The organism is Pseudomonas putida group bacterium ESBL64 (assembly GCF_045277175.1).
Classification (GTDB): Bacteria; Pseudomonadota; Gammaproteobacteria; order Pseudomonadales; family Pseudomonadaceae; genus Aquipseudomonas; species Aquipseudomonas alloputida.
In genome coordinates, this window is sequence record NZ_CP145799.1 from 5,685,320 (window position 1) to 5,697,933 (window position 12,614).

Annotated in this window: 11 protein-coding genes; 8 read left to right on the forward strand and 3 right to left on the reverse strand. The window is 63.0% G+C overall.

From position 1 onward, the window contains the following. Positions 1 to 120 precede the first annotated feature (120 nt). The 8 genes from ppsA (at position 121) to V6093_RS25775 (ending at position 8,704) form a co-directional block, all read left to right on the forward strand. A complete protein-coding gene (ppsA, locus tag V6093_RS25740) occupies positions 121 to 2,496 on the forward strand; it encodes a phosphoenolpyruvate synthase (protein ID WP_064614086.1) in 2,376 nt (791 codons plus the stop codon). Positions 2,497 to 2,598: 102 nt separating this feature from the next. Then, positions 2,599 to 3,591: an alpha/beta fold hydrolase gene (locus tag V6093_RS25745; protein WP_223817373.1), complete on the forward strand. Its 993-nt coding sequence runs from the start codon at positions 2,599 to 2,601 to the stop codon at positions 3,589 to 3,591. A 585-nt stretch (positions 3,592 to 4,176) separates the two neighbouring features. Further along, positions 4,177 to 4,668 (forward strand): ribonuclease E activity regulator RraA, encoded by a 492-nt coding sequence (gene rraA, locus V6093_RS25750; RefSeq protein WP_003248652.1) that lies wholly within the window; start codon positions 4,177 to 4,179, stop codon positions 4,666 to 4,668. 27 nt (positions 4,669 to 4,695) lie between these two features. Continuing rightward, positions 4,696 to 5,691, forward strand: coding sequence for a zinc transporter ZntB (locus tag V6093_RS25755; protein ID WP_003248655.1), 996 nt, complete (start codon positions 4,696 to 4,698; stop codon positions 5,689 to 5,691). Positions 5,692 to 5,778: 87 nt separating this feature from the next. Beyond that, positions 5,779 to 6,051, forward strand: a complete 273-nt coding sequence (locus V6093_RS25760) for a hypothetical protein (RefSeq protein WP_003248657.1) — start codon at positions 5,779 to 5,781, stop codon at positions 6,049 to 6,051. 2 nt (positions 6,052 to 6,053) lie between these two features. After that, positions 6,054 to 6,878: a mechanosensitive ion channel family protein gene (locus V6093_RS25765; RefSeq protein ID WP_003248659.1), complete on the forward strand. Its 825-nt coding sequence runs from the start codon at positions 6,054 to 6,056 to the stop codon at positions 6,876 to 6,878. A 113-nt stretch (positions 6,879 to 6,991) separates the two neighbouring features. Beyond that, a complete protein-coding gene (sigX, locus tag V6093_RS25770; RefSeq protein ID WP_003248665.1) occupies positions 6,992 to 7,558 on the forward strand; it encodes an RNA polymerase sigma factor SigX in 567 nt (188 codons plus the stop codon). A 111-nt stretch (positions 7,559 to 7,669) separates the two neighbouring features. Further along, on the forward strand, positions 7,670 to 8,704 hold the full coding sequence (locus V6093_RS25775; protein WP_010953090.1) for an OmpA family protein: 1,035 nt from the start codon (positions 7,670 to 7,672) through the stop codon (positions 8,702 to 8,704). An 86-nt stretch (positions 8,705 to 8,790) separates the two neighbouring features. On the opposite strand, the gene cobA is transcribed toward V6093_RS25775, so the two are convergent. The 3 genes from cobA to V6093_RS25790 are packed head-to-tail and all read right to left on the reverse strand — an operon-like array spanning position 8,791 to position 12,450. Then, positions 8,791 to 9,531, reverse strand: a complete 741-nt coding sequence (cobA, locus tag V6093_RS25780; protein WP_108078209.1) for a uroporphyrinogen-III C-methyltransferase — start codon at positions 9,529 to 9,531, stop codon at positions 8,791 to 8,793. Between the two features lie 27 nt (positions 9,532 to 9,558). Then, entirely contained in the window at positions 9,559 to 11,229 is a 1,671-nt protein-coding gene (locus tag V6093_RS25785) for a bifunctional protein-serine/threonine kinase/phosphatase (protein ID WP_003248671.1), read from the reverse strand. 9 nt (positions 11,230 to 11,238) lie between these two features. Further along, positions 11,239 to 12,450, reverse strand: a complete 1,212-nt coding sequence (locus V6093_RS25790; protein WP_019752136.1) for a NarK/NasA family nitrate transporter — start codon at positions 12,448 to 12,450, stop codon at positions 11,239 to 11,241. Positions 12,451 to 12,614: the final 164 nt, after the last annotated feature.

Sequence of the window (12,614 nt, forward strand, 5' to 3'; positions counted from 1 at the left end):
ACATTCTGCCACATTTGCAGCGCCTATTTTCCAGGTACAGGCCACAAACGCCCGGCCAAGTCATAGAAGACAGGCGGGCGCCTTTTGAGCTTTTCCAACACAGTTAGTGGAGAGATCACCTTGGTAGAGTACGTAGTTTCCCTCGATAAGCTCGGCGTCCATGATGTGGAGCATGTGGGGGGCAAGAACGCATCCCTGGGCGAGATGATCAGTAACCTCGCCGGTGCCGGCGTGTCGGTGCCGGGCGGCTTTGCCACTACGGCTCAGGCGTACCGTGACTTTCTCGAGCAGAGTGGGCTGAACGACCGCATTCACGCCGCGCTCGACGCGCTGGACGTTGACGACATCAATGCCCTGACCAAGACCGGCGCGCAGATTCGCCAGTGGGTCATGGAAGCCGAATTCCCTGCGCGTCTGGATTCGGAAATCCGTACGGCCTTCGCCGAAATGGCCGCCGGCAACGACAACATGGCCGTTGCCGTGCGTTCTTCCGCCACTGCCGAAGACTTGCCGGACGCCTCCTTCGCCGGCCAGCAGGAAACCTTCCTCAACATCCGTGGCGTCGACAACGTGATCCGCGCGGCCAAGGAAGTGTTCGCCTCGCTGTTCAACGACCGTGCCATCGCCTACCGCGTGCACCAGGGCTTCGACCACAAGCTGGTGGCCCTGTCTGCCGGCGTGCAGCGCATGGTCCGCTCGGAAACCGGCACTGCCGGGGTGATGTTCACCCTCGACACCGAGTCGGGCTTCCGCGACGTGGTGTTCATCACCGGCGCCTACGGCCTGGGCGAAACCGTGGTGCAGGGTGCGGTCAACCCTGACGAATTCTACGTGCACAAGAACACCCTGCAGGCCGGCCGCCCGGCCATCCTGCGCCGTAACCTGGGCAGCAAGGCGATCAAGATGATCTACGGCGACGAGGCTAAGGCCGGTCGTTCGGTCAAGACCGTCGAAGTCGACCGCGCCGAGCGCGCACGCTTCTGCCTGACCGATGCCGAGGTCAGCGAGCTGGCCAAGCAGGCCATGATCATCGAGCAGCACTACCAGCGCCCGATGGACATCGAGTGGGCCAAGGACGGTGACGACGGCAAGCTGTACATCGTCCAGGCCCGCCCTGAGACGGTGAAGAGCCGTTCCAGCGCCAACGTCATGGAACGCTACCTGCTCAAAGAGAAAGGCACCGTGCTGGTCGAAGGCCGTGCCATTGGCCAGCGTATCGGCGCCGGCAAGGTTCGCGTCATCAACGACGTCTCGGAAATGGACAAGGTCCAGCCGGGCGACGTACTGGTCTCCGACATGACTGACCCTGACTGGGAACCGGTGATGAAGCGCGCCAGTGCCATCGTCACCAACCGCGGTGGCCGTACCTGCCACGCGGCGATCATCGCCCGTGAGCTGGGCATCCCGGCGGTTGTCGGTTGCGGCAACGCTACCCAGGTGCTGAAAGACGGCCAGGGCGTGACCGTTTCCTGTGCCGAAGGCGACACCGGCTTCATCTTCGAAGGTGAGCTGGGCTTCGACATCAAGCAGAACTCGGTCGATGCCATGCCGGAACTGCCGTTCAAGATCATGATGAACGTCGGCAACCCGGACCGCGCCTTCGACTTCGCCCAGCTGCCCAACGCCGGTGTCGGTCTGGCACGCCTGGAGTTCATCATCAACCGCATGATCGGCGTGCACCCCAAGGCACTGCTGAACTACGCGGGCCTGCCTGCCGACCTGAAAGACAGCGTCGACAAGCGCATTGCCGGCTACAACGACCCGGTCGGCTTCTATGTCGAGAAGCTGGTCGAGGGTATCAGCACCCTGGCGGCGGCCTTCTACCCGAAAAAGGTCATCGTGCGCCTGTCGGACTTCAAGTCCAACGAGTACGCCAACCTGATCGGCGGCAAGCTGTACGAGCCGGAAGAAGAAAACCCGATGCTGGGCTTCCGCGGTGCGTCGCGCTACATCAGCGAATCGTTCCGTGACTGCTTCGAGCTGGAATGCCGTGCGCTGAAGCGCGTGCGCAACGAGATGGGCCTGACCAACGTCGAGATCATGGTGCCGTTCGTGCGCACCTTGGGCGAAGCCAGCCAGGTCGTCGACCTGCTCGCCGAAAACGGCCTGGCCCGCGGCGACAACGGCCTGCGCGTGATCATGATGTGCGAACTGCCGTCCAACGCCATCCTCGCCGAAGAGTTCCTGGAATACTTCGACGGCTTCTCGATCGGCTCCAACGACCTGACCCAGTTGACCCTGGGCCTGGACCGTGACTCGGGTATCATTGCTCACCTGTTCGACGAGCGTAACCCTGCGGTGAAGAAGCTGCTGGCCAACGCCATTGCCGCGTGCAACAAGGCTGGCAAGTACATCGGCATCTGCGGCCAAGGCCCATCGGACCACCCGGACCTGGCCAAGTGGCTGATGGAGCAGGGCATCGAAAGCGTGTCGCTGAACCCGGACTCAGTACTCGAAACCTGGTTCTTCCTGGCCGAAGGCCAAGGCGCGGCCTGATGCAGTAAAACGCGGGGGGACGTCTGGCGTCCTCCTGCCTGGTTTTTTCCAGGGCGAGCTCCAGCAATGGACCCCGCCCTTTTTTGTGCACCAAGCAACCTTATGCAAAGCAGCAGCACTCTATTCCCCGTGGCCCTGCTCAGTGCCGAGCGCCGCGGCGATCTCAGCGAAGACGTGTATCGGATCAAGGCCGGTAACGGCCCGGACCCCAGCGTCGAGCTCGCCATCACCCGTCTGGGGCTGGCCGACCAGGTTCAGACCCAAGGCGTGCCGGTCATTCTCCTGCACGGCAGTTTTTCCAATCGGCGTTTCTGGTATTCACCCAAAGGGGTTGGCCTGGGCGCCTACCTTGCGCGCGCCGGTTTCGATGTCTGGATCCCGGAAATGCGAGGCCATGGCTTGTCGCCGCGCAACCTTGCCTGGAAGCACAACAGTGTTGCTGCCTACGCCCGTGATGACCTGCCGCTGATCAACGCCTTCGTGCGCGAGCAATCGGGCCAGGCGCCGCACTGGGTGGGCCATTCGCTGGGGGGGACGACATTGGCGGCAGCACTGGGTGGCGGCTTCCTGGAGCCTGGGCAAGTCGCCAGTGTGGCGTTGTTCGGTACCCAGGTCAGCCGTGTCTATTGGCCATTGAAAGTGCCGCCGCTGGCTTGGGGCGCGAAGCTGGTGCTCAAGCGTTGGGGGCAGATATCCGGGCCACGTTTCAAGCGTGGGCCTGAAGACGAGCCGATAGGCCTCGCCTTGGAGAGCATGCGCTGGCACGGCCTGTTCGGGCGCTTTGGCGACAAGCAGAACGATTGGTGGGCAGGGCTGGCTGAAGTGGATGTACCGCTGCTGGCGGTGGCCGGTGCAGGGGACTTCCAGGACCCGGTGTGGGCCTGTCGCAAGCTGTTCGAGCAGTTGGGCGGCGAGCGCAAGCAGTTCCTGCGGCTGGGTCGTGAAGAGGGTTTCGAGGCCTTTGGGCATGTCGACATGCTGGTGAGCAAGGCCGCGCAGGTGCAGGTGTGGCCGCTGGTGGAGCGCTGGCTGCGCAACCCGCTGCTGCCGGTGCATGCGTCCACTGTCGTTGCGGAAGCTGTGCCTGCCAGTTGAGTTTGCTGTACCTGTCATGGCCTCTTCGCGGGTTCACCCGCGAAAGGGCCGGGCCTGCTGGCCAATCTCCACCGGCCGTTCACCGTTGCCGCCGCCACCGTATTCGCGGGTAAACCCGCTCCTACACCGGATCGGTGGTGGACCCACATCGGGGGTTGGACACAGGCCGTCGTAGGGGCGGGTTTACCCGCGAAAAGGCCGGGCCTTCTGGCCAATTTCCACCGGCCGTTCACCTTTGACGCCGCCACCGTATTCGCGGGTAAACCCGCTCCTACACCGGATTGGTGGTGGACACACATCGGGGGTTGGACACAGGCCGTCGTAGGAGCGGGTTTACCCGCGAAAGGGCCGGGCCTGCTGGCCAATCTCCACCGGCCGTTCACCGTTTGACGCCGCCACCGTATTCGCGGGTAAACCCGCTCCTACACCTGGATAACGGCGCGTTCCTGTGCAGGAACGGGTCACGCGTGGAAGGGCCGAGACAGGATGAATACAAATGACTGCCCGGTCCCGGATGACTGCGACAGCCTCCAAGGTGTAGCCTTGGCCGATACCCGCTTTCGTTGTGACTGACAGGAGCTTCCCATGCAGCATTACGTAACGCCCGACCTGTGTGACGCCTACCCGGACCTGGTACAAGTGCTGGAACCGATGTTCAGCAATTTCGGTGGCCGCGATTCGTTCGGTGGCCAGATCGTTACCATCAAGTGTTTCGAGGACAATTCGCTGGTCAAGGAGCAGGTCGAACTCGACGGCAAGGGCAAAGTGCTGGTGGTCGATGGCGGGGGGTCGCTGCGCCGTGCGCTGCTGGGCGACATGCTCGCCGAAAAAGCCGCAAAAAACGGTTGGGAAGGCTTGGTGATCTACGGCTGTGTGCGTGATGTCGACGTGCTGATCCAGACCGACGTTGGCGTGCAGGCCCTGGCCAGCCACCCAATGAAGACTGACAAACGGGGTATTGGCGATCTCAACGTGGTGGTGACCTTCGCCGGGGTCACCTTCCGCCCGGGCGAATATGTGTATGCCGACAACAATGGCGTGCTGGTCTCGCCGAGCCCGCTGAAAATGCCGGAGTAATGCGCAGCACGCGCTGATGGAGCTTTGATGTTCGAGGAAGACAACGCGCAGTGGGGGCTGGTGCATGCCCTGGTGCTCGATGGCAAAGGCGGCGCGCGTTCTATTGCCCGTACCGAGCTGGACGACCTGCAGTTGCAACCGGAGCAGAGCCTGTGGCTGCACTGGGACCGCAGCCACCCGCAAACCCGTTCCTGGCTGCTGCACGACAGCGGCCTTAGCGAGTTCGCCTGCGAGCTGCTGCTGGAAGAAAACACCCGGCCGCGCCTGCTGCCCATGGCGGACGAACAGCTGTTGCTGTTCCTGCGGGGGGTCAACCTCAACCCGGGTGCCGAGCCCGAAGACATGGTTTCGGTACGCATCTTCGCCGAGGCGCAGCGGGTCATCTCGCTGCGCCTGCGGCCGTTGCGCGCCAGCGATGAAATTCTCCAGCTGCTGGAACAGGGCAGGGGACCGAAATCGGCCTCGGAACTGTTGCTGTTGATGGGCGAGTTGCTGACCGAAAAGGTCCAGGGCCTGGTCAGCGACCTGGCCGAGCTCGTCGACCTGGAGGAAGAAAAGGTCGAATCCGACGAGCGGTATGCCCCGGAGCAGGGCAGCCTGCAGCAGATCCGCCGCCGTGCCGCTGGCCTGCGCCGCTTTCTCGCCCCGCAACGGGAAATCTACGCGCAGTTGTCGCGCAGCAAATGGAGCTGGTTCGCCAATGCCGACGCCGATTACTGGAATGAACTCAACAACAGCCTGATCCGCTACCTCGAAGAGCTGGAACTGGCCCGCGAACGCGCTGCGCTGGTGCTGGAAAGCGAGGACCGGCGGCGCAGCGAGCGGATGAACCGCACCATGTACCGCTTTGGCATCATCACCTGCATCTTCCTGCCCATGAGCTTTGTCACCGGGCTGCTGGGCATCAATGTCGGCGGCATCCCCGGGGCGGAAAACCCTTTGGGCTTCCTGTTCGCCTGCATCGTCGTGCTGGGGTTGGCCGTGGGGCAGTGGTGGCTGTTCCGGCGGTTGCGATGGGTATAGCGGTGCAATTTGAAACCTTCGTGCCAACAGGATGTGTGACCCGTCGCCCGGCCGTCTCGTCTCTTGCTGACACTGCGCGAGGTGCCCATGCACGATCCGTTTGAAGAATCCCTGCGCGACCTGCTCAAGGCGTCACCCTCCGGCAATGACCGGGACGACCGGGACGACGCCGCTTGCCTGGGTCGCGTGCTGAAAACCGCCAACCGCCAGGTTGGCGCGGGTGATCTGTTCAGCCTGCTTGGCCGTTGGAGCCAGGCGCTGCTGATTGCCGTGAACAATGGCTCGGCGCATGTTGCGCCGGTGCGTCGACACTCTTCCCGCAACGCTGCCCCCGGCAGCAAAGCAGATAAGGCCGATTGAATATGGAACTCGATCTCTGGACCCAGAGCCTGGTCACCGCGATGACTGCCCTTTGGACCAAGGTAGCGAACTTCATCCCCAACCTGTTCGGCGCGCTGGTCGTGGTGCTGCTCGGTTTCGTGGTGGCCAAGCTGCTCGACACGCTGCTGTCCAAACTGTTGGCCAAATTTGGCCTGGACCGCCTGATGGCCGGTACGGGCCTCACCAAAATGCTCGGTCGGGGCGGCATCCAGGTGCCAATCTCGACCCTGATCGGCAAGATCGTCTACTGGTTCGTGCTGCTCATCTTCCTGGTCTCGGCCGCCGAATCGCTGGGCCTTGAGCGGGTTTCGGCAACCCTCGACATGCTCGCCCTGTACTTGCCCAAAGTGTTCGGCGCGGCCCTGGTGCTGCTGGCCGGCGTGCTGCTGGCGCAGGTGGCCAATGGTCTGGTGCGTGGCGCTGCCGAAGGTATCGGCCTGGAATACTCGGCAGGCCTGGGGCGTATCACCCAAGGCCTTGTGATCATCATCAGCATCTCGGTGGCCATCAGCCAGCTGGAAGTGAAAACCGACCTGCTGAACCACGTCATCGTTATCGGGCTGATTACCGTTGGTCTGGCCGTTGCCTTGGCCATGGGCCTTGGCAGTCGCGAAATTGCCGGGCAGATCCTGGCCGGCATCTACGTGCGCGAGCTGTACCAAGTGGGCCAGCAGGTGCGGATTGGAGAGGTCGAAGGGCATATCGAGGAGATCGGTACGGTGAAGACGACGCTGCTGACCGATGATGGCGAACTGGTGTCGCTGTCTAACCGCGAGCTGCTTGAACAGCGCGTCAATAGCCGCTAACCGCACAAAAGCTGTTAATGTATGCCGCCGCGAAATTCGACCCACGGGGTCGCGCGGCGACATTGACCTGACTGTCGGCCAGATCCGTTTTGAATAAAGTTCATTCGCCGCCCATGCGCTATGACCCCCGCGAGCTCACAGACGAAGAGTTGGTGGCGCGTTCGCATGAGGAGCTGTACCACGTTACCCGCGCCTATGAAGAGCTCATGCGGCGCTACCAACGGACCCTGTTCAACGTCTGTGCGCGTTATCTGGGGAACGACCGTGACGCGGACGATGTCTGTCAGGAAGTGATGCTGAAAGTGCTGTACGGGCTGAAAAACTTCGAGGGTAAGTCGAAGTTCAAGACCTGGCTCTACAGCATCACCTACAACGAGTGCATTACCCAGTACCGCAAGGAGCGCCGCAAACGTCGGTTGATGGATGCCTTGAGTCTGGACCCTGTTGAAGAGGCGTCCGAGGACAAGGCTCCAAAGCCGGAAGAAAAAGGCGGGCTGGACAAGTGGCTGGTGCATGTGAACCCGATTGACCGGGAAATTCTGGTGCTGCGTTTTGTCGCAGAGCTGGAGTTTCAGGAAATTGCCGACATCATGCACATGGGCCTGAGCGCGACGAAAATGCGTTACAAGCGCGCGCTAGACAAGCTTCGGGAGAAATTTGCCGGCCTTGATGAAACTTAGTGGCGTGCAAATATCTCTAACGAACCGGCGAGTTCTGCTAGACTCGCCGTCGAGTTGTCCCTCTTGTTTGTGGTGGGACTGCTTAACTATCACCAGATGGGGATTTAACGGATGAAATTGAAAAACACCTTGGGCTTGGCCATTGGTTCGCTTGTAGCCGCCACTTCGATTGGCGCTATGGCACAAGGTCAAGGCGCCGTCGAGACTGAAATCTTCTACAAGAAAGAATTCTTCGACAGCCAGCGCGACTTCAAGAACGACGGCAACCTGTTCGGCGGCTCGATCGGTTACTTCCTGACCGACGACGTTGAGCTGCGTCTGGGCTACGACGAAGTGCACAACGCTCGTGGCGAAGACGGCAAGAACATCAAGGGCTCGAACACCGCCCTGGACGCCGTTTACCACTTCAACAACCCGTACGACGCCATCCGTCCGTACGTTTCCGCTGGTTTCTCGCACCAGTCGCTGGGCCAGACCGGCCGTGGCGGTCGTGACCACTCCACCTTCGCCAACGTTGGCGCTGGCGCCAAGTGGTACATCACCGACATGTTCTATGCCCGTGCCGGCGTAGAAGCTCAGTACAACATCGACCAGGGCGACACCGAGTGGGCCCCGAGCGTTGGTGTTGGCCTGAACTTCGGCGGTAGCCCGAAGCAAGCTGAAGCTGCTCCTGCTCCAGTTGCTGAAGTCTGCTCCGACTCCGACAACGACGGCGTGTGCGACAACGTCGACAAGTGCCCAGACACCCCGGCCAACGTTACCGTTGACGCCGACGGCTGCCCGGCTGTTGCCGAAGTCGTTCGCGTTGAGCTGGACGTCAAGTTCGACTTCGACAAGTCGGTCGTCAAGCCTAACAGCTACGGCGACATCAAAAACCTGGCTGACTTCATGAAGCAGTACCCACAAACCACCACCGTGGTTGAAGGTCACACTGACTCCGTGGGTCCAGATGCTTACAACCAGAAGCTGTCCGAGCGTCGTGCCAACGCTGTCAAGCAAGTGCTGACCCAGCAGTACGGCGTAGAATCCAGCCGTGTTGACTCGGTTGGCTACGGCGAAACCCGTCCGGTTGCTGACAACGCCACCGAAGAAGGCCGTGCTGTCAACCGTCGCGTTGAAGCTCAGGTAGAAGCCCAGGCCAAGTAATTGGTTTGAAGCTTCATGAAAAACCCGGCCTCGGCCGGGTTTTTCTTTGCCTGGGTTTTAACCGGCCCTGAAGGCCGCTCCTGCGGTCAGCCTGCGATTGCGATCCGCCCCACAGCCTGCTGCTCCCCGACCACCTCCCCAATCACCAGGATTGCCGGGCTACGCAAACCAAACGCCCGCGCAGCTTCCACCATTCCCTGCACATCGCTTCTGCACTCCCGCTGCTGCGGCAACGAGGCATTTTCGATCATCGCCACCGGCATTTCCGGCGCCATGCCCCCCGCCAGCAATCCTTGGCGCACTTGTTCCAGCCGCGCCACCCCCATGTAGACCACCAGCGTTGTCCCGCCCTGAGCCAAGGCCGCCCAGTTCAGCTCGCTATCGTCCTGGGTGTGCGCCGTCACCAGCGTCACCCCTCGGCTCACGCCCCGTGAAGTCAGGGGAATCCCGCATTGGGTGGCCCCGGCCAGGCCGGCGGTGATGCCATTGATCACCTCCACTTCGATGCCATGCCCTTGCAACCACAGCGCCTCTTCACCGCCACGGCCGAAGATGCAAGGGTCGCCGCCCTTGAGCCGCACCACGCAACGGCCCTGTCGCGCGTGGCGCAGCATCAGGCGCTGAATGAACGCTTGCGGTGTAGAGCGGCAGCCGCCGCGCTTGCCCACGGTCATTACCCGGGCCTGCGGGCAATGCTCGAGCACTGCCGGGTTGACGAGGTCGTCGACCATGACCACGGCGGCTTGCTGCAACGCACGCACTGCCTTGAGGGTGAGCAGTTCAGGGTCACCAGGGCCGGCACCGACCAGCCATACTTTTGCATTCATCAGGGTTTCCTCATCGGCAAGGCGCGTTCAGCCCTTGAGCAGGGTGAACAGCAGTATCAGATTGATCAGCAACGACAACAGGGCCAGGGTGCGCCACACCTTCAGCGGCTCGCGTTCCAGCAGCGGCCGGGGTCGGCTGGGCAGTTCCTGGCGGTCGCCGCGCTCGAGCAGCAGCAACCAGTGTTCGGCGGTTTCGAAGCGCTGCGCCGGGTCGCTCGCCACGGCCTGCAGCAGGTTGTGCTGCAGCCATTCCGGCAGGTCGGGTCGGTAGCGCGCGGCGTTGACCGGCTGGCCGAAGCGCGGGCGCTGAAAGGCCTCTACCTCGCCGTACGGGTAGTGTCCGGTCAGCAGGTGGTACAGGGTCACGCCCACTGCATACAAGTCCTGACGCGGGCTGGGCGGGTGGCCTTCGAATGCTTCCGGGGCGATGTACGAGGGTGTGCCGGGCAGCTCGTGCAGCGGGTCTTCGGACAGGCCCGGGCAATAAGCCAGGCCGAAGTCCAGCAGGCGCAGCTGGCCATCACGGCCCAGGTGCAGGTTGTCTGGCTTGATATCGCGGTGCAGCAAGTTGCGCCGATGCAGCACACCGACTGCCTGCAGCAGTTGCCGGGCGACTTCCAGCCATTGCGGCAAGGGCAGCGGGCCTTGTTCGGCCAGCAACGCCGCCAGGTTTTGGCCCGGATATTCGCGCATCACGTAGTACAGGTGCTGACGCTGACTGGCGGTGTGTAGCTCGGGGAAGTGCCGGCCGGCGATGCGGCGCAGAAACCACTCTTCCAGCAACAGCCCTTGTGCCGCCCCCGGTTCCTGTTCGCGTGCCGGGGGCAGGGTCTTGAGCAGCCAAGGCTGGTTCTGGCTATCGCGCACTTTGTACAGCAAGGACTGGCGGCTGTGCGCATGCAGTGTTTCGACCTGCCAGCCGTCGATCACCTGGCCTTCGCGCAGCGGGCCGGGCACTGGCCATTGTTGCAGTTGCGCCAGGGTATCGCCCAGGTTGGCCGTGCCCAGTTGATCGACTTGCACCAGCAAGGCGCTGGCGTTGTCCTTGCTGCCGTTGAGGTGCGCACTGGCCACCAGGGTGTCGGCGGCCAGTTGCAGGTCAGTTTGCTCGCGCAGCACGGCCTGGATGTGCTGTTCGCCCAGGCTGGCCCAGACCCCGTCGCTGAGCAGCAGGAAGCATTCACCCGGTTGCAGCTCGCCTTCCAGGTAATCCACCAGCAGGTGCTGGTCCAGGCCCAGTGCCCGTTTCAGTACATGCTGCATGCCCGGTTGGTCCCAGACATGGTCTTCGCTCAGGCATTGCAGCGTCCCCCCGTGCCAGCGGTACACCCGGCAGTCGCCTACATGGGCCAGGGTAAAGCGTCGGCCGCGCAACACCAACGCGCTAAGCGTGGTCAACAACGGCTGGCCGCTGCCCTGGGCGCGCAACCAGCGGTTTTGCGCCAGCAGCAGACGGTCGAGGGCCTGGGCCACGCTCCAGGTGGCCGGCGTGGCGTAGTAATCCAGGGCCAGTGCCTGCAGGCTGGCGCGTGCCGCCAGGCCGCCGTCGGCACATTGGCTGACGCCGTCGGCCAGCGCGAACAGGTAGCCTTTGCTGGCGGCCAGTTCTGGTGCCGGCGTCACCAGGCGCAGGGCGTCCTGGTTTTCCGCGCGCGGCCCGGTGGCGCTGGCCTGGGCAAAGCTCAGTTGCAGGCTCATCGGCGTGCCTCAGACCCGCGCTGCAGTGACTGCAGTCGAGCCCCAGGTGGTGCGCCAGCGCTGTTTCACCCCGTGCAGGCCGAACCAGGCCAGCAGGCCCAGGCTGGCGAACAGCCACAGCCCCAGTTGGTAGTCGCCAGTGTGCTGCTTGATGGTGCCAAGCCCGGCCGCCAGCAGGAAGCCGCCGATGCCACCGGCCATGCCGATCAGACCGGTCATGACCCCGATTTCTTGGCGGAAGCGTTGGGGCACCAGTTGGAACACGGCGCCATTGCCGGCACCCAGGCCGAGCATGGCGCTGACGAACAGCGCCAGTGCGGCCGCGGCAGAGGGCAGGTTGAAGCCGACGGCGGCAATGCAGATGGCGGCCACGCCGTACATGCCCAGCAGGGTGCGGATGCCGCCAAAACGGTCAGCCAGGGCGCCGCCAAGCGGGCGCATCAGGCTGCCGGCGAACACGCAAGCGGCGGTGTAGTAGCCGGCGGTGACCGGGCTCAGGCCGTATTGGTCACTGAAGTAGCCGGGCAGGGCACTGGCCAGGCCGATGAAACCGCCGAAGGTAACGCTGTAGAAAAACATGAACCACCAGCTGTCACGGTCGCCCAGTGCCTTGAGGTAGTCGGCCATGGCTTTTGGCTTGGGCCGTTGCGGGGCATTGCGCGCCAACAGGGCGAACACCACCAGCGCCAGTGACAGCGGGATCAGCGCAAAGCCGAACACATTGTTCCAGCCAAAGCCCGCTGCCAGTGCCGGTGCCAGCAGGGCCGCGAACACCGTGCCGGAGTTGCCGGCGCCGGCGATGCCCATGGCCTTGCCCTGGTGCTGTGGCGGGTACCACTGTGAGGCCAGCGGCAGCGAGACGGCGAAGGACGCACCGGCAAAGCCCAGGAACACGCCGAGCAGCAGGGCCTGTTCATAGCTGTGTACGCCAAGGTACCAGGCTGCGGCGAGGGCGACGATGACCACGACCTGGCCGATCAGGCCAGCCGTCTTGGGCGACAGGCGGTCGACCAGAATGCCCATGGCAAAGCGCAGGATTGCCCCGGCCAGGATCGGCGTGGCCACCATCAGGCCCCGCTGTTGTGCGCTCAGTTGCAGGTCGGCAGCAATCTGCACCGCCAGCGGGCCCAGCAGATACCAGACCATGAAGCTGAGGTCGAAATACAGAAATGCGGCGAACAGCGTGGGCACATGCCCGGATTTCCAGAAGCTGGTACTCATCGAACACCTCACTCGGTAGTACAACGGAACGAAAAAAACGCCGCTACCCGCTCCACGGGCGTGGAGGGGAGAGCGACGTCTTTGTCGGGATTCAAGTGGGGTAACCGCCGTTGGCTACCGGTGAAATTTGTTGAGCAAGAGATGGGCCAACTTCTGGTGGGGCA

What these genes read in the sequence shown, in the direction of transcription:
- cobA (WP_108078209.1), bottom strand. Translation starts at nt 9,531, where the DNA reads ATGAATGCAAAAGTATGGCTGGTCGGTGCCGGCCCTGGTGACCCTGAA.
- V6093_RS25745 (WP_223817373.1), top strand. Translation starts at nt 2,599, where the DNA reads ATGCAAAGCAGCAGCACTCTATTCCCCGTGGCCCTGCTCAGTGCCGAG.
- V6093_RS25755 (WP_003248655.1), top strand. Translation starts at nt 4,696, where the DNA reads ATGTTCGAGGAAGACAACGCGCAGTGGGGGCTGGTGCATGCCCTGGTG.
- V6093_RS25785 (WP_003248671.1), bottom strand. Translation starts at nt 11,229, where the DNA reads ATGAGCCTGCAACTGAGCTTTGCCCAGGCCAGCGCCACCGGGCCGCGC.
- V6093_RS25765 (WP_003248659.1), top strand. Translation starts at nt 6,054, where the DNA reads ATGGAACTCGATCTCTGGACCCAGAGCCTGGTCACCGCGATGACTGCC.
- V6093_RS25775 (WP_010953090.1), top strand. Translation starts at nt 7,670, where the DNA reads ATGAAATTGAAAAACACCTTGGGCTTGGCCATTGGTTCGCTTGTAGCC.
- V6093_RS25760 (WP_003248657.1), top strand. Translation starts at nt 5,779, where the DNA reads ATGCACGATCCGTTTGAAGAATCCCTGCGCGACCTGCTCAAGGCGTCA.
- V6093_RS25790 (WP_019752136.1), bottom strand. Translation starts at nt 12,450, where the DNA reads ATGAGTACCAGCTTCTGGAAATCCGGGCATGTGCCCACGCTGTTCGCC.
- sigX (WP_003248665.1), top strand. Translation starts at nt 6,992, where the DNA reads ATGCGCTATGACCCCCGCGAGCTCACAGACGAAGAGTTGGTGGCGCGT.
- rraA (WP_003248652.1), top strand. Translation starts at nt 4,177, where the DNA reads ATGCAGCATTACGTAACGCCCGACCTGTGTGACGCCTACCCGGACCTG.